This window comes from Streptomyces sp. BBFR102 (genome assembly GCF_051397025.1).
Taxonomy (GTDB): Bacteria; Actinomycetota; Actinomycetes; order Streptomycetales; family Streptomycetaceae; genus Streptomyces.
The window spans coordinates 3,128,410-3,145,739 of sequence record NZ_CP195757.1 but is presented as its reverse complement, the minus strand read 5'-3'; the positions used below and the strand labels follow the sequence as shown (position 1 = coordinate 3,145,739).

Genomic DNA, 17,330 nt, shown 5'->3' with positions numbered 1-17,330 from the left:
CGGGCCCGTACGGGAGGGATTCACCGCACGACCGCAGCAGGGGCCCACTGTTGCCCGGGGCCCGGACGGTTTCCACCTTCGTAAGCTCACGCGAACACTCCCCCGGCCCTCGCGTCCCAACGCGGCGCCGCCTCTCAGGGGGTGGCCGGGCCGGGGCGGAGGGTGTAGTTCCACTGCTCCGCGCCACGGGGCACCGGGAGACCGGCGAGCGCCCGCGGGCGGGCCGGGAAGGACTGCCCGTGGAGCGGTCCGACGGTGCCGATCAGGACGTGCTCACCGGCGGCCGGCAGGCCGTCCCAACTGGCGGTGACCCGGCAGGAGAGCCGGTGCTCGGCGGTCGGCCAGCGCAGCGTGGCCGGCGGCAGGTGGCAGGCGGTGACCTCGGTGCCGCAGGCGGCGGCGAACTCCGCGAGGGCCCGGCGCAGGGTGTCGGGGCTGGTGGCCTGCGAGCCCGCCTCGACGGCCACCAGGAGCCGCTCGGGGCGGGGGCGCAGACCGCCGCCCTCCTGGACCCACCAGTGGCGGACGGCGCTGGCGATCAGCGCGGCGGTCCCGGCGTCGTCGAAGGGGAGCGCCGGCCGACCGACGACGGGCCGCGCCCCGGCCTTGCGGCGGCGGACGCAGAGATCCGTACAGGCCGCGGAGCGGAGCTGCGGGACACCGCCTTCCTGGACGCACTCCCCGCAGCCGCGCGCGCGCCGGCCGGGCTCGGCGGCGGGCTCGGCGCGGACCCGGATGGCCGGGTGGCCCGCGTCGGTGAAGCCGCGCAACAGCGCGGCGCCGTGGCGCAGCCGGGCGATCCGGTGCTCCCTGGTGCCGCGGACGGAGGTGTAGGCCGAGGGCTGGAGGGCGAAGCCTTCGGCCTTGAGCAGGGTCGAGACCGTGTCCGGGCCGACCGGGTGGCCGAGCAGGGTGAGCGCCTGGGCCAGTTCGCGGACGGAGAGGGTGGTCCACTCCAGCGGGGAGCGGCCGGCGCCCTCCGGCCCGGCGGAGCGCGCCAGGGCGAGCAGGGCGGGCATCAGTCCCGGGTCCCGCTCGGTGAGCGGTTTGCGTCCGGCGCCGGCGCGGCGCACCCGACCGGCCGGCAGGTGCGGGCCGTCGAGTTCGCGGACCCCCCGGGAGACCGTGGACTCGGCGACCCGGGCCGCCTTGGCGACCGTACGGACGCCGCCGCGGCCCAGGCCCTCGGCGACGGCTCCCAGCGCCAGGCGGCGCTGACGCTCGTCCAGGTTCGGCATCAGGCGCAGGAGTGCCCTGCTGAGTGGTCCGTCGGTCGCCTCCGTCACGCTCGCGAACGTATATCAGCCGGAAACCCACGAAATGGAGTTTCTGGCTGCGCCAAAACACACGACCGTGATCACTTGCTTCAGTTCTTGAGCGCAAAGCTGCCGGGAACTGGCCGATCCGGCTCTGTCGGATGTTCCGGTTCCGCTGGACCGGAGCAGGTCAGTCCGCCTGGTCGACCCGGGCGCTTCCGTTGCTGCTGCGGACGTCGACGGTCCGTTCCGCGCCCGGGGTGTCCTTCACCGAGGAGTCGGCCCGGCCGTTCTCGGCGTCGACCCGGACCTGGTAGCGGTCGTCACCCGGGGGGAGGGTGACGTTCACGTTGCCGTTGTCGGTGCTGGCGGTCACCTTGCGCGGCGGCTCGGTGAAGACGACCTTGAGCCGGCCGTTCCGGGTCTCGGCTGCCAGTCGCCCGGCGCTGATCCCGATCGCCTCCGCGTTCCCGTCGCGCACCTTCAGGCGGACGTCCCCGGAGGCGTTCTCGACCTTGACGGCCGCGTTGGACGAGGAGATCTCCTGGGACTGTGTGAGCCCGACCGAGTCGACCGCGCCGTTGCTGCTGTCCAGGCTCACCGCCATGTCCTTGGGCAGGGTCACGGTGTAGCGGGCGGCGCAGCTGATCGAGATGCCGTTGCACTCGGTCCGCAGACTCAGCGTGGACCCGGACAACTCCCACCGGGAGTTGTCGTCCTTGCCGGCCGCGCCCTCCACGGTGCGCGTGACCCGCACCTCCCCGCCCGTACTGTCCGTGCGCAGCCGCACGTCGGAGTTGTCGGCGTCGACGGTGAGCTTGTCCCCGGAGAAGGTGAAGGTCTTGCTCTCCGTCTTCTCCTCGCCCTTTCCCGGCCCCTGGCAGGCGGCCACGGAAACGCAGAGCAACGCGGCGCTCAGCGCCCCGCCCCATGTCCTCGCGTGCTTCCGCATGTCCATCCTCCCGTTGGCGGCGACCGTCCGCGTGCTCGTCCACGCGGGGGTTGCGACGGCGGTCCGACCGCTGCCCGGCGACCATAGGCAGCGCCCGCCGGTCAATTCAAGGCGGCTTGGAAGGTGGGGAGTTGGCTCGACCCCCGCCAGCCGGGGGGTGGAGTTTCCTCCACCCTCAGGTGGGCAGTCAGGGCCAGTGTCCGGGCACCGTGCGCCCTGCTGTACTCCATCGTGCCGGGACGAGTCGCCCCGGCACAGCCACCAGAGCACCACCGGGAGAGGAAGAATCCGTGTCGGGAGCCGTCATCGACCAGGCCGTCACGCTGCGCGGAGTCGGCAGACTCTACGGCCGCGGCGACGGCCAGGTCACCGCCCTGAACGACGTCCACTGCGCCTTCGCCCGCGGCACCTGCACGGCCGTGATGGGTCCCTCCGGCTCCGGAAAGAGCACCCTGCTCCAGTGCGCCGCCGGCCTCGACCGGCCCAGCACCGGCCAGGTGCTGATCGGGCAGACCGACATCAGCACGCTCAACGAGACGGAGCTGACCAAGCTGCGCCGCGAGCGGATCGGCTTCATCTTCCAGTCCTTCAACCTGATGCCCTCGCTCAACGCCCGCAAGAACGTGGCCCTGCCGATGCGGCTCGCCGGGCGGCGCCCCAGCCGCGACCAGGTGGACGAGGTGCTCCGGCAGGTCGGCCTCGGCGACCGCGGCAAGCACCGGCCCGCCGAGATGTCCGGCGGCCAGCAGCAGCGGGTGGCCATCGCCCGGGCGCTGATCAGCCAGCCGGACGTCCTCTTCGCCGACGAGCCCACCGGCGCCCTGGACACCAACACCAGCCGCGAGGTGCTCAAGCTGCTGCGTGCCCTGGTCGACAACGCCGGCCAGACCGTCGTCATGGTCACCCACGACCCGGTGGCCGCCGCCTGGGCCGACCGCGTGATCTTCCTGACCGACGGCGCGATCTACGGCGAGCTGGCCTCCCCCACCGTGGAGGCCGTCAGCGAGCAGATGGCACGGCTGGGTGGCTGACCGATGCTGACGATCGCCCTGCAGACCCTGCGCACCAGATTCACCCTGTTCATCGGCACGTTCATCGCCCTCTCGCTGGGCGTCGCACTGATCGCCGGCACCGGCCAGGTGCTCGACGCCACCCGCAAGCAGGACGGCCCGGCCGCCGCCGGACGGTACGACGCGGCCGACGCCGTCGTCCGCGCCCCGCAGTCCTACTCCGTGACCTTCGGCAGCGGCGACGGCGCGTACGACGAGACCCGCACCGGCACCCGCGTCCACCGCCTCGACGACGCCGACGAGGTCGCCGGGAAGGTCGCCTCGGCGCACGGCGTCGCCCGGGTCGTCGTCGACCGGTCCGTCCCGGCCCAGCTGCTCGACGGAACGGACGCCACCAGCGTCTCGACCGCCCGCGCCTGGCCGGCCGCGAAGCTGGCCCCCCACCGGCTGAGCGACGGTCGGGCGCCGGCCGCCGCCGGCGAGATCGTCCTCGCCCCCGCGCCCGGCGCGAAGGCCCAGGCCCGGGTGGGCGACCGGCTGGCCCTGCTCACCGCCCAGGGCCGCGAAGAGGTGCGGGTCGTCGGGATCGCCACCCGCACCGGCCCCGCCGAGCCCGAGGGCGCCGCCACCGCCTTCCTCACCGAGGACGCGCTCGCCGAGCTGAACCCGGCACCCACCGAGGCCGACGCCCTCGCCGTGTTCGCCGAGCCCGGCACCACCGCGGGCACCGTGGCCGACGCGGTCCGCACCGCCCTGCCCGAGGCCCCGCTCACCGTGCACACCGGGGCGGGCAAGGAGAGCGGCACCGCCGGGGCCAGCCGCGCCGCCGCCCTCGGCGAGGTCGCCACCCTGCTCGCGATCATGGCGCTGATCGGCTGCTTCGTCTCGGTCTTCGTCGTCTCGGGCACCTTCGCCTTCTCCATCGCGCAGCGCCGCCGCGAACTGGCGCTGCTGCGCACCGTGGGAGCCACCCCCGCCCAGGTGACCCGCATGGTCACCGCCGAGGCCGCGCTCCTGGGCGCCGCCGCCTCCGCCGCCGGCTGCCTCATCGGCATCCAGGGCAGCGACGGCATCACCGCGGTGCTCCAGCACTACGGGATGGCACCCGCCGACATGGAGGTGACCGTCTCCGTCCCGGTGCTGATCATCAGCTTCGTGATCGGTCTCGCCGTCGCCCTCGCGGGCGTCTTCGCCGCCTCCCGGCGCGCGGCGGGGGTCCGCCCCGCGGAGACCCTGCGGGAGTCGGACACCGACGCCCGGGTGATGACCCGGGGCCGGTGGATCACCGGCGGCCTCTTCCTGGCCCTCGCCGTCTTCCTGCTGGTCCAGCTGCCCCGCGCGGGCGACGACGGGGCCGTGGTCATCTCCCTGGTGCTGACCGAGATCCTGGTCATCGCCATGGTGGCCTTCGCCCCGCTGCTGGTCCCGCCGCTGGTCCGGGTCGCCGCCTGGCCGGTGGCCGCGCTGACCCGGTTCACGGGGACGCTCGCCGCCGACAGCGCACGGGCCGCCGTCCGCAGGACCGCCTCGTGCGCCGCACCGATCCTGGTGACCGTCGCCGTGGCCGGGTCGCTCGTCAGCATGAGCAACGCCACCTCGGCCAGCGCCGTCAACGACGAGCGGACGCACCTGCGCGCCGGAGCCGTCGTCGAGTCCGGCACGCAGATCGGCGTACCGCAGGCCGGAGTACGCGAACTGAGCGGCCTGCCCGGCGTGCGCAGCGCCGCCCCCGTCGAGGTCACCAGCGGTTCCCTGGTGGGCTTCAACGCCCTCATCTCCAGCGACGTCGGCGCCGTCGACCCCGGCCGGCTGGCCGACAGCTTCGAGCTGAAGGCGGCCGACGGCGACCTCTCGGACCTGCGCGGCGCCACGGTGGCGGTCAGCCGAACGCTCTCCGACCAGGCCGGCTGGAAGACCGGCGACGAGGTGTCGCTGCGGCTCTCCGACACCACCGCGCTGAAGCTGAAGGTGGTGGCGGTGCTGAACGCCTCCGCCGGTCTGCCGGGGGCCCTGCTCCCCCGCGACACCCTGCTGGAGGCCGAGCCCGGCCTCGCCGCCGGCCGCGTCTACCTGGCGCTGGACGAAGGCGCGGACGCCGCCCGGGTCGCGGCCGGCGCCGACGCGGTGGCCCGCCAGTACGGCGCCGCCGCCTTCGACCGCGAGAGCTGGCTGGAGCGCAGCGCCGCCGACTCCGAGCGGGAGGGCCGCATCCTGGTCCTCGTCCTGCTGGGCATGGCCCTGCTCTACACCGGCATCGCCATCGCCAACACCCTGGTGATGGCGGCCGAGCAGCGCGCCTCGGGCGTCCTGCTCCTGCGGCGGCTGGGGGCCACCGGCGGCCAGGTGCTGCGCAGCGTCCTGTGGGAGACGCTGACCGTCGTCGTGGTCGGCGGCATCCTGGGCATCGCCGCGGCCGGGGTCACCGTGCTCGGCATGAGCCGCGCGCTGGACGGCGCCGGTGGCGCCTCCTTCCCCGTCCCGTGGGCCGAGATGGGCGGCGTCCTGGGCGGCTGCCTGCTGATCGCCATGATCGCCTCCCTCATCCCGACGGTCCTCCAGCTCCGCTCCACCCGGACTCCCCGGCCGGCGGCGGTCGCACCGCCGCCCGGCCCGGGGCTGCCGGCGGCTCCCCAGGAGGTGGAGCCGCCGGTGCACAGCCGCTCCTGACCGCCGGTACATCCCCCGGCCGGCCGTCGGCACCGCGGCACGCACCCGCCCGGTCCGGACCCTCGTGGTCCGGGCCGGGCCGGGCGCACTTTAGGCGTGAGCTTCCGAAGGTGGCACCCGCTGCCGCCCTCGGCGAGGGTGGGTCCGCATCGCGCCGTGGGGCGCGTGGCCCGCCGGCCCCGCCCCTCCGCACCCGGAGTGTCCCCGGGCGGCGCGCCCAATTCCTGCCGGGAGCCCCGCCGGTGGCGACTGCCGCCCAGGTCTCCCGCCCGCGCCATAGGGGGACTTCGTGAACGTGGACGCGCTCTGCGAACGGCTGCCGGAGCTCGCCCGCCGGCACGGTGTACCGGGCGGCCAGTTCGCGCTGCGGCACGACGGGGCGACGTACTCCGTCCCCTTCGGCGAGGAGGAGGCCGGCACCGGCCGGCCCGTACGGGCGGACAGCAAGTTCCCCACCGGGTCGATCACCAAGACGTTCACCGCCGCGCTGGCCATGGTGCTGGTGGACGAGGGCGACCTCGACCTGGACCGGCCGCTCGCCGACGAACTGCCCGACCTGCGGGTGCCCGGCGCCTCCTTCGGCGAGAAGCAGACCCTGCGCCAGCTCCTCTCGCACAGCAGCGGCCTCCCGCCCGGCCGGGACAGCGACGACCTGGCCGACACCACCCGCCGCCGCTACCTCGCCGACTGCGCCCGGATGCGCCCCATCCCGGAGTGCGGCTCGTCGTTCTCCTACTCCAACATCGGCTACGTCGTCACCGGGTTCCTGGTCGAACACGTCGCCCGCATGGAGTGGCGGGAGGCGCTGGAGACGATCCTCCTGACGCCCCTGGGCATCGAACCGGCCTACATCACCCCTCCCGCCGGCCGCCCCCACGTCCCCGGCCACGCCGCCCGGGCCGCCGGCGCCGCCCTGCCCGTACGCCAGACGCTGCCCCGGATCGAGGCGGGCGCGGGCGCGCTCGCGCTGAGCGCCGCCGACCTGCTCACCTACGGTCTGCTGCACACCGACGACGCCGAGGGGGTGCCGGGGCTGCTGGACGCCGAGGCGCTGGTCCCGATGCGCCGGCCGGTGGCCGGGGCCGACCCGTTCGGCCTCGCCGACGCATGGGGGCTGGGGCTCTCCTGCTACCGCGCCCAGGACGGCGGCCTGCGGGTCGGCCACGACGGCACCTCCGACGGCACCTCCTGCCACCTGCGCGTGGACCCGGTCACCGGCACCGCCGCGGCCCTCACCACCAACGCCAACACCGGCATGGCGCTGTGGGAGCAGCTGACCGCCGAACTCGCCGCGGACGGCCTCGACCTGGCGGGCTACTCGTACTCCGGCGCGGACCGCGAGCGCGGCGAGGTACCCGCGCCGGACGAGTGCGAGGGCACCTACGAGAACGGCGACACCGCCTACGCCATCGACCTCGCGGCCGACGGCGGGGCGCTCCTGAAGGTCGGCGGCGAGCCCTTCGCCCGCCTCACCTTCCACGACGACCTCAGCTTCACCATGCGCGAACTGGCCGCCAACCGGCTGGCCTACCTGGGCCGGTTCCTGCGCGCGCCGGAGACCGGGCGCCTGGAGCAGATCCAGGTGACCGGGCGCCGCGCCCAGCGCGTCTGACGGCCCACCCGCCGTCCGCCGGGGGCAGCCGCGGCACCAGGCGCGTCCGCCCGGCCCGCCACGCCGCCACCCGGCGACGGGGGAGTACCGAAACCGATCCGGAAGAGGACAGGAAGACATGGAACGCGGAACGGCATCCCGGCGACCGAACCACCCGTCGAACGGCTCCGGCTATCCCGCGCACGCCTGCCTGCACGAGCTGTTCCAGGAGCAGGCGGCCCGCCGGCCGGAGGCGACCGCCCTCGTCCTCGGCGACCGCCAGGTCTCCTACGGCGCACTCAACGCGCGGGCCAACCGCCTCGCCCGCCACCTGGTCGAAGAAGGCGTGGGACCGGGCGACCTGGTCGGCGTCCGCCTGGAGCGCGGTGTGGAACTGGTCACCGCCGTGCTGGCGGTGCTCAAGGCGGGCGCCGGCTGTGCGCCGCTGGACCCCGCCTTCCCCGAACCCCGGCTGGCGGAGATGGCCGGCCAGGCCGGCACCAGGGCCGTCGTCACCGACACCGAGGGCGCCGGCCCGGCCGCCGCCCTGGCGCCCACCGTCGTCGTCCTGCCCGGCCCCGGTCAGCCCGAGGGAGCGCTCGCCGCGTACGGCGAGGAGGACCTGCCGCGCCGGGCCGCGCCCGACGACGCGGCGTACGTGATGTTCACCTCCGGCTCGACCGGCCGCCCCAAGGGCGTGCTCTCCCCGCACCGCTCCCTGGTACGCCTCCTCTTCGGCCAGGAGTTCCTGGTCCTCGGCGAGCACCGCACCTGGCTCCAGGCCGCGCCGGTCTCCTGGGACGCCTTCGCGATCGAGCTGTGGGGCGCCCTGCTGCACGGCGGGACCGGCGTCCTGCACCCCGGCTCCACCCCCGACCCCGCGGTCATCACCGAGCTGGCGGCGGCGCACGGCATCACCACCGCCTTCCTGCCCACCAGCCTCTTCAACGCGGTCGCCGACGAGTGCCCCGAGCTGATCGGAAGACTGCGCGAGGTCATGACGGGCGGCGAGGCGTGCAGCCCGCGCCACATGGCCAAGGCGCTGCGCGCCCACCCGGAACTGGCCCTCCTGCACGTCTACGGCCCGATGGAGAACGGCGGTTACACCACCTGGCACCGGGTCCGCCCCGACGAGCTGGACGGGCCCACCGTGCCGATCGGCCGCGCCATCGCCCACACCCGGACGCACGTGCTCGACGACCGGCTCCAGCCGGTGGCCGAGGGCGGCACCGGCGAGCTGTGGATCGGCGGCGCCGGCCTGGCCCGCGGCTACTTCGGCCGACCCGCGCTCACCGCCGAACGGTTCGTCGCCTCCCCCTTCGCCCCCGGCGAACGGCTCTACCGCAGCGGCGACCAGGTACGCCTACTGCCCTCGGGCGAACTGGAGTTCGTCGGCAGGACCGACCACCAGGTGAAGATCCGCGGCTTCCGCATCGAGCCCGAGGAGGTGCGCTCCGCCCTCCTCGGCCACCCCGCCGTCGCCGAGGCCGCCGTCGTCGCGGTCCGGCACGGCGAGGGCCCGCGCCGGCTCGCCGCCTACGTCGTCCCGACACCCGGCGACGAGGCCCCCGGCCGGGCCGAGCTGCGCGCCTTCCTCTCCCGCGAACTCCCCGCCCACATGGTGCCCAGCGCCTTCACCGCCCTGGAGCGGATGCCGCACAACGCCTCGGCGAAGGTCGACCGCGCCGCCCTGCCGGAACCGGACTGGGCCGCCGCCACGGAGGACCACGTCGCGCCCAGCGGGCGGGTGGAGGAGGCACTGGCCCGGGTCTGGGCCGAGGTGCTGGGCGTGCCGCGCGTCGGCGTCCACGACGACTTCTTCGACCTGGGCGGCGACTCCATCGCCGCCGTACGCGTCGCCTCCCGGGCCGCCGCCGCGCTCCACACGCGCGTGGCACCCCGCGCCCTGTTCCAGGCGCCGACGGTCGCCGCCCTCGCCGAACTGCTCGCCACGGCCCCGGAGCCGGCCGACACCCGGCCCGACGGCCCGGCCCCGGAGAGGGCCGGCCACACCGCGCTGCCCCTCTCGGACGCCCAGCGCCGACTGTGGTTCCTCCACGAGTCGGGCTCCGGCGCGGCCGAGTACAACACCCCCATCGGCCTGCGGCTGACCGGAACGGTGCGGACCGGTGCGCTGCGCGCGGCGCTGGGCGCGCTCAGCGCCCGCCACGAGCCGCTGCGCACCACCTTCGACTCGGCCGGCGGCGTCGGCACGCAGACCGTCCACGAGGTGCTGGAGCCCGGCCTCGAACAGCTCGACCTGAGCGCGCTGCCCGCCCACGAGCGGGACGCGGCCGTCGAGCGGCACGTCCGGCAGGACGCGGAACGCCCCTTCGACCTGCGCACCGGGCCGCCGATGCGCACCCTGCTGCTGACCCTCGCCCCCGACCGGCACCTGCTGGTCCTCAACCTCCACCACCTGGTGACGGACGGCTGGTCGACCCGGCTGCTCATCGAGGAACTGGCCGCCCTCTACGCTTACTTGTGCGAGGCGCCCGGCACGGCTCCGCACGAGGCCGCCGCCGCCTGCGGGCTGGCCCCGCTGGAGACCCGGTACGCCCAGTTCGCGCTCCACCAGCGGGAGCTGGCCGGCGGCGAGGACCGAAGGGCGGCGCTGGAGCGCTGGCGTACCCGCCTGTCCGGCGCCCCCGTGGTGGAGCTGCCTGCCGACCGGGTCCGCCCGCCGGTCCGCTCCACCGCGGGCGCCGTCCACCGCTTCGCGCTGTCCCCGCAGCTCACCACCGAGCTGAGGCGGCTGGGCCGGCGACACGGCGCCACCCTCTTCATGGTCCTCACCGCGGGTGTGCGGGCGCTCCTGGCCCGCGCCACCGGCGAGGAGGACGTCTGCGTCGGCACCGTCTCCTCCGGACGCACCCGCCCCGAACTGGAGCGGCTGGTCGGCTTCTTCGTCAACACCCTGGTGCTGCGCGGCACCGTCCGCCTCGACGCCGACTTCGCCACCCTGCTGCGCGAGGTCCGTGGCACGGTGCTGGACGCCTTCGACGACGAGGACGTGCCCTTCGACCGGGTGGTCGAGGCGGTCGCCCCGCAGCGCGACCCCGGCCGGCACCCGCTGGTGCAGACCATGGTGGCGCTCCAGGAGGAACTGCCCTCGGCCGACGACGCGGCCGGCCTGCGGATCGAGCCCTGCGACCTGCCGCGCGGCCGTGCGCGGTTCGACCTGTTCGTCGAGTTCACGCCCCGGGGCACGGCGCTGGACTGCGCCCTGGAGTACAGCACCGCCCTCTTCGAGCCGGGGACCGTCGAACGGTTCGGCGCGCAGCTGACCGCCCTGCTGCGCGGCGCGGTCCAGCGGCCCGGCGAGGCGCTGGCCGCGCTGCCGCTGGCCGACGGCGGGGAGCGGCCCGCGCCCGGCACCGAGTCCGTGGGCGGCGGCACCGACACCGGGCTTTGCCTGCACGAGGCGTTCGAGCGCCAGGCGGCCCGCACCCCCGACGCGGTGGCGCTGGTCTTCGAGGGCCGCCGGACCCGGTACCAGGAACTCGACGAGGCGGCCAACCGGCTCGCCCACCACCTCATCGCCCACGGCGCCGGACGCGGCCAGGTTCTCGCGGTCTGCCTGGAGCGCGGGCCCGAGCTGATCACCGCCCTGCTGGCGGTCCTCAAGTCCGGTGCCGCGTACGCCCTGCTGGACCCGGACTTCCCCGACGAGCGGCTGGCCGGCACCCTGCGCCAGACCGCCGCCCCGGTCCTGGTCACCGACGCCGCCGGGGCCGCCCGGTTCGCCGGCGCCACCGGGGTGCGGGTCCTGGACCTGGACGCCGAACACGGCTCCGTCGCCGCCCGCTCGCCCCTGGCACCCCGGGTGGACGTCACCCCGCTCGACGCGGCCAGCGTCATGTTCACCTCCGGCTCGACCGGCCGCCCCAAGGGCGTGCTCTCCCCGCACCGGGCCGCGGTACGCGTCGTCCTGGGCCAGGAGTTCGCCGCGTTCGGGCCCGACCAGGTCTGGCTCCAGTCGGCTCCGATGTCGTGGGACGCGTTCTCCCTGGAGCTGTGGGGTGCGCTGCTGCACGGCGCCACCTGCGTGCTGCACCCCGGCTCGGTCCCCGACCCGGCGGTGATCGCCGCCCTCGTCCCGGCCCACGGCGTCACCACGCTCTGGCTCTCCGCCAGTCTCTTCAACGTCCTCGTCGACCAGGAGCCGGACGTCTTCGGCCCGGTCCGCCAGGTCATCACCGGCGGCGAGGCCGCCTCCCCCGCGCACGTGGCGCGCGTCCGGGCCGCCTTCCCGCATCTGACGCTGGTCAACGGCTACGGGCCGGTGGAGAGCATGGTCTTCGCCACCGCCCGCCGGATCGAGGCGGACGACACCCGGCGGCCCTCGGTACCGATCGGCACGGCGCTCGGCCGCACCCGGGTGCACCTGCTCGACGACCGCCTGCGGCCGGTGCCGCCCGGCCTGCCGGGCGAGGTGTGGATCGGCGGCGACGGACTCGCCCTCGGCTACCTCGACCAGCCGGCCCTGACGGCGGAACGGTTCACCGCCTCCCCCTTCCACCCCGGCGAACGGCTCTACCGCACCGGTGACCTGGCCCGCCAGATCGGCGACGGCGCCCTGGAGTTCATCGGGCGCGCCGACGACCAGGTCAAGATCCGCGGCTTCCGGGTGGAGCCCGGCGAGGTGCGCGCCGCCCTGCTGCGCCACCCGGCGCTGCTCGACGCGGCCGTCGTCGCCCACCGCCCCGCCGAGGGCCCCAAGCGGCTCGCCGCCTACGCCGTCGCCGCGCCCGGCGCCACCGTGCCCGCCCCCGCCGAACTGCGCGGCTTCCTCGCGGCCTCGCTCCCCTCGCACATGGTGCCGTCGGCCTTCACCGCGGTGGACCGGCTGCCGCTGACCCCGGCCGGCAAGCTGGACCGGGCCGCGCTGCCCGCCCCCGACTTCGCCGCGGCCACCAGCGGGTTCGTCCCGCCGCGCGAGGGGGCCGAGCGGACCCTGGCCCGCATCTGGTCCGAGGTGCTGGGCGTGGAGCGGGTCGGCGCGCAGGACAACTTCTTCGACCTGGGCGGCGACTCCATCCTCAGCATGCAGGTGGTCTCGCGGGCCCGGTCCGCCGGCATCCCGCTCCACTCCAAGGACGTCTTCCAGCGGCAGACGGTGGCGGCGCTGGCCGCCGTGGAGGCCGGCGCCGCCCGGCGCCCGGCCGGGGAGGAGGTGTCCGCCCTCGGCGAGGTCCCCACCACCCCGGTGCAGCACTGGTTCTTCGCCACCCCGCAGGAACGTCCCGGCCACTTCGACCAGTACGTGGTCCTCGACCTCGCTCCCGGCACCGACCGGGCGGCGCTGGCCACCGCCGTCGCCGCGCTGCCGGCCCGGCACGACGCGCTGCGCACCCGCTCGGTCCGCGAGAGGGGCCGGTGGGTCCAGTACACCGAGCCGCTCGGCGAGCCGGCGGCGGCCGGACCGCGCACCGTCGACCTGTCGGGGCGGACCGCCGCCGAACAGGACGCCGCCGTCCGGGCGTGGCCGCACGGCGAAGAGGCCCGGTTCCGCCTGGAGGAGCCGGCCAAGTTCGCCTCGGTCCTCTTCGAGCGGGGCCCGGAGCGGGGCCCCGCGCTGCTGCTGACCGCCCATCACCTGGTCGTGGACGGAGTCTCCTGGCGCGTCCTCACCGAGGACCTGGAGACCGCCTACCACCAGGCGACCGTCGGCCGCCCCGTCGACCTGGGGGCGCCGACCACCTCGTTCCGCGCCTGGGCGCTCAGGCTGGAGGAGCACACCGCCAAGGGCGGCTTCGACGCCGAGGCCGGCTACTGGGAGAAGGCCGCCGCGCCGGGCCCCGCGCTCCCGCGCGACGGCGGGGGCCCGCGCCTGGCGGGCGCCGCCCGGAGCGTCACCGTGGAGCTGTCCGCCGAGGAGACCGGCACCCTGCTGCGACGGGCCTCGGCCGCGTACCACACGGGTGTGGAGACCCTGCTGGCCGCCGCCTGCGGCCGGGCGCTCGCCCGCTGGACCGGGCAGCGCCGCACCCTGGTCGCGATGGAGGGCCACGGCCGCGAGGAGCTGTTCGAGGACGTCGACCTCACCCGTACCGTCGGCTGGTTCACCTCGCTCTACCCGGTGGCGCTCTCGGTCGGCCCCGAGGACGGCTGGGACGTGACGCTCCCCTCCGTCAAGGAGCAGCTGCGCGCCGTCCCCGGCCGCGGAGTGGGCTTCGGCGCCCTGCGGTACCTGTCCGGCGGCGCGCCCGCGGACCCCGCCGACGGCCGGGTCGCGGGGGGCCTGCCCGAGGTGAGCTTCAACTACCTCGGCCGGTTCGACTCGGGCGCGGGCGCCGACGGGTCCCTGGTCCGGGGCAGTTCGGGGGTCCAGCTCGCCGAGGACCCCACGCGGCACCGGCCGTTCCTCCTCGACGTGGTGGCCCGGGTGGAGGGCGGGCGGCTCGCCGTGGAGTGGGTGCACTCCCCGGGCGTGCACGACGAGGCCACCGTGCGCACCCTCGCCGAGGAGACCGCCGCGGCCCTGCGCGAGATCGTCCGGCACAGCGCCGACCCCTCGGCCGGCCGCGCCACCCCGTCCGACTTCCCGCTGGCCGGGCTGGACCAGGCCACCTTGGACCGGGTGCTGGCGGGCCGCGACGTCGAGGACCTCTACCCGCTCACCGCGATGCAGAGCGGCATGCTCTACCACAGCATGGCCGACGCGCGGGAGGGCCTGTACCTGGAGCAGATCTCCTTCACCGTGGACGGCCTCGACGACGCGGCCACGCTGGAGGAGGCGTGGCGCCGGGCGGTCGCCGACACCCCGGTGCTGCGCACCGCCGTCCTGACGGACGGCCTCTCCCAGCCGCTCCAGGCGGTCCACCGCACCGCCCCGCTGCCCGTCACCCACCTGGACTGGCGCGAGCGGACGGACCCCGCCCGGCGCGCCGCCGACTGGGCCGAGGTGATGGAGCGCGACCGGGCCCGCGGCCTGGACCTGGACCGGCCGCCGCTGACCCGGCTCACCCTGGCCCGGCTCCCCGAGGGCGGCGTACGGGTGCTGTGGACCTTCCACCACCTGCTCCTCGACGGCTGGAGCGTCTTCCAGCTACTGAGCGACGTCCTGGACACCTGCGGCGCGGTCCTCTCGGGCGAGCCGGAGTCGCGCCGCGCCGGCCGCCGCCCCTTCCGGGAGTACGCGGCGTGGCTCGCCCGGCAGGACACCGGTGCGGCGGTGCGCCACTGGCACCGCGCCCTCGACGGGTTCACCGCGCCCACCCCGCTCCCCTGGGACCGCAGGCCGTCGGCCCGCCGGCAGAGCAGCTCCACCGGGCGGCTGAGTCGCGCCCTGCCCGCTCCGGTCACCGCGTCGCTGACCCGCACCGCCCGCGAGCACCGGCTCACCCTCAACACCCTCGTCCAGGGCGCCTGGGCGCTGCTCCTGTCGCGCTACGCCGCCCAGGACGACGTCTGCTTCGGCGCCACCCGCTCGATCCGCCCCCCGGAGCTGCCGGGCGCCGAGACCGTCCTCGGCCTGCTGATCAACACCCTGCCGGTACGGGCCGGGATCGAGCCGGGCGAACAGCTGGTGCCCTGGCTCACCCGGCTCCAGGAGCGGCAGACCGCCGCCCGCGAGCACGAGCACCTGCCCCTGACCGAGGTACAGGCGGGCAGCGGCGTCGCCTCGGGCACCGCCCTCTTCGACAGCGTGCTGATCTTCGAGAACTACCCGGTGGACACCACGGCCCGGCCCGACGGGCTGCGGCTGCACACGGTCGACGGCGACGTCGAGACCACCAACTACCCACTGGCCGTGACCGTCTACCCGGACCAGCGGCTGACCTTCCGCTTCGCCTACGACCCGGACCTCTTCGACGAGGCCACGGTGGAGCGGATGGCCGCCCGCCTGGAGCAGCTGCTCACCTCGGCGGCGCACCGCCCGCTGAGCCCCCTGCGGGCACTGGACTGGCTCACCGCCGAGGAGGAGCGGGAGCTGCTGGCGGCCGGCGAGGGCCCCGCGCCCACGGCCGCCGACGGCACCGTCCTCGACCTGCTCGCCGCGCAGACCGCCCGTACCCCCGACGCGCCCGCGCTGAGCGGGGAGGGCACCACGCTGACCTACCGCCAGCTGGCCGAACGCTCCGACCGGCTGGCGCGGATGCTGGCCGGCCACGGCGCGGGCCCCGAGGACCTGGTCGCCGTCGCGGCCCGGCCCTCCACCGACCTGGTCGTCGCGCTGATCGGCGTACTCAAGTCGGGAGCCGCCTATCTGCCGCTCGCCCCCGACCACCCGGCCGAGCGGACCGCGTACATCCTCCAGGACGCCGCGCCGAAGCTGGTCCTGGCCGACGCGGCCGGGCGCGAGGGGCTGCCCGCGGGCACCCGGACGCTGCCCGTCGAGGACGCGGGGACGGCCGGGGGGCCGGTCGCACAGGCCGGGCCCGGCGAGCCGCCCGGGGAGCGGCACCCCGCCTACGTCCTGTACACCTCCGGCTCCACCGGCCGGCCCAAGGGTGTCGTGGTCGAGCACCGGTCGCTCGCCGACTACGCGCGCTGGGCCGCCGGCGCCTACCCGGGCGCGGCCGGGGGCTCGGTGCTCCACTCGCCGCTCACCTTCGACCTGACGGTGACCTCGCTCTACCCGCCGCTGATCAGCGGCGGCCAGGTGCGCGTCGCCGACCTGGAGGACGCGGCGCGGGCCACCGGCGGGGGCCGGCGGACCCTGGTCCTGAAGGCCACCCCGGCCCACCTGCCGCTGCTCTCCGCGCTCGGCGGGCAACTCCCGGGCGCCGGCCAACTGGTCCTGGGCGGCGAGCAGTTGCTCGGCGAGACGGTGAGCCGGTGGCGCCGGGAACGTCCCGACGCCACCGTGGTCAACGAGTACGGCCCCACCGAGGCGACCGTGGGCTGCATGGAGTACCGGCTGCCGCCCGGCGCCGCGATCCCGCCCGGGCCGGTGCCGATCGGCCGCGCCCGGGCAGGCATCCGGCTGCGGGTCCTCGACACCTCCCTGCGCCCGGTGCCCGAAGGCGTCGCCGGCGAGCTGTACGTGGCGGGCACGGGCCTGGCCCGGGGCTACGTGCGGCGCCCGGCGCTGACCGCCGAACGGTTCACCGCCGACCCGTACGGCCCGCCCGGCACCCGCATGTACCGCACCGGGGACCTGGTGCGGCTGCGGCCCGACGGCGACCTGGAGTTCGTGGGACGCACCGACCACCAGGTGAAGATCCGCGGCCACCGGATCGAACTCGGCGAGGTCGAGGCGGCGCTCGTCGCCCACCCCTCGGTGGCGGAGGCCGCCGCGCTCGCGCTCCCCGCCCCGCCCGAACGGCGGGAGTCGGCGGAGCCCGGCGACGGCGAGCCCCGGCTGCGGCTGGTCGGCTACGCGGTGCCCGCCGCCGGACACCGTCCGGACGGCGCCGCGATACGCGCCGCCCTCGGTGCCCAACTCCCGGCGTACATGGTGCCGTCGGCCGTGGTCGTGGTGGAGGCGCTGCCGCTGACCGGCAACGGGAAGCTGGACCGCGCAGCCCTCCCCGAGCCGCCCGCACAGGAGAGCGAGGAGTACACGGCGCCCCGCACCCCCACCGAGGAGGCCGTCGCCGACCTGTGGGCGGCCCTGCTCGGAGTCGAACGGGTCGGTGCCCACGACGACTTCTTCGAGCGGGGCGGCGACTCGCTGCTGAGCCTCCAGGCCGTCCTGCGGATGAAGGTCGCCTTCGGCCTGGACCTCTCGCCCCGCGACGTCCTGAGCAGACCGACCGTGGCCGCCCTCGCCCAGCTGATCGAGGAACGCATCATCGCCGAACTGGAGCGGGCCGCCGCCGAGGAGGCGGGAGAGGACCTGCCGCCGTCCGCCTGAGCGGGCCGGCCCGGCGCCCGGGCGCGCCCGGCCGGCCCCCTTCCCGCAC

6 protein-coding genes are annotated in these 17,330 nt (G+C 75.9%); 4 read left to right on the top strand and 2 right to left on the bottom strand.

Features of this window, described 5'->3' with window-relative positions; genetic code table 11:
- Positions 1 to 134 precede the first annotated feature (134 nt).
- Both ACSLIC_RS13870 and ACSLIC_RS13865 read right to left on the bottom strand, forming a co-directional pair.
- Entirely contained in the window at positions 135 to 1,286 is a 1,152-nt protein-coding gene (locus tag ACSLIC_RS13870; protein WP_436737981.1) for an ISAzo13-like element transposase-related protein, read from the bottom strand.
- 160 nt (positions 1,287 to 1,446) lie between these two features.
- A complete protein-coding gene (locus ACSLIC_RS13865; protein WP_436737980.1) occupies positions 1,447 to 2,208 on the bottom strand; it encodes a DUF4097 family beta strand repeat-containing protein in 762 nt (253 codons plus the stop codon).
- 290 nt (positions 2,209 to 2,498) lie between these two features.
- On the opposite strand from ACSLIC_RS13865, the gene ACSLIC_RS13860 reads away from it, so the two are divergent.
- The 4 genes from ACSLIC_RS13860 to ACSLIC_RS13845 all read left to right on the top strand — a co-directional run bounded on the left by ACSLIC_RS13860 (position 2,499) and on the right by ACSLIC_RS13845 (position 17,281).
- Positions 2,499 to 3,239: an ABC transporter ATP-binding protein gene (locus ACSLIC_RS13860; RefSeq protein ID WP_436737979.1), complete on the top strand. Its 741-nt coding sequence runs from the start codon at positions 2,499 to 2,501 to the stop codon at positions 3,237 to 3,239.
- A 3-nt stretch (positions 3,240 to 3,242) separates the two neighbouring features.
- Positions 3,243 to 5,885: an ABC transporter permease gene (locus tag ACSLIC_RS13855; protein ID WP_436737978.1), complete on the top strand. Its 2,643-nt coding sequence runs from the start codon at positions 3,243 to 3,245 to the stop codon at positions 5,883 to 5,885.
- Between the two features lie 289 nt (positions 5,886 to 6,174).
- Positions 6,175 to 7,497 (top strand): serine hydrolase domain-containing protein, encoded by a 1,323-nt coding sequence (locus ACSLIC_RS13850; RefSeq protein ID WP_436737977.1) that lies wholly within the window; start codon positions 6,175 to 6,177, stop codon positions 7,495 to 7,497.
- 118 nt (positions 7,498 to 7,615) lie between these two features.
- Complete coding sequence (locus ACSLIC_RS13845; RefSeq protein ID WP_436737976.1) at positions 7,616 to 17,281, top strand: amino acid adenylation domain-containing protein; 9,666 nt, start codon at positions 7,616 to 7,618, stop codon at positions 17,279 to 17,281.
- Positions 17,282 to 17,330 lie beyond the last annotated feature (49 nt).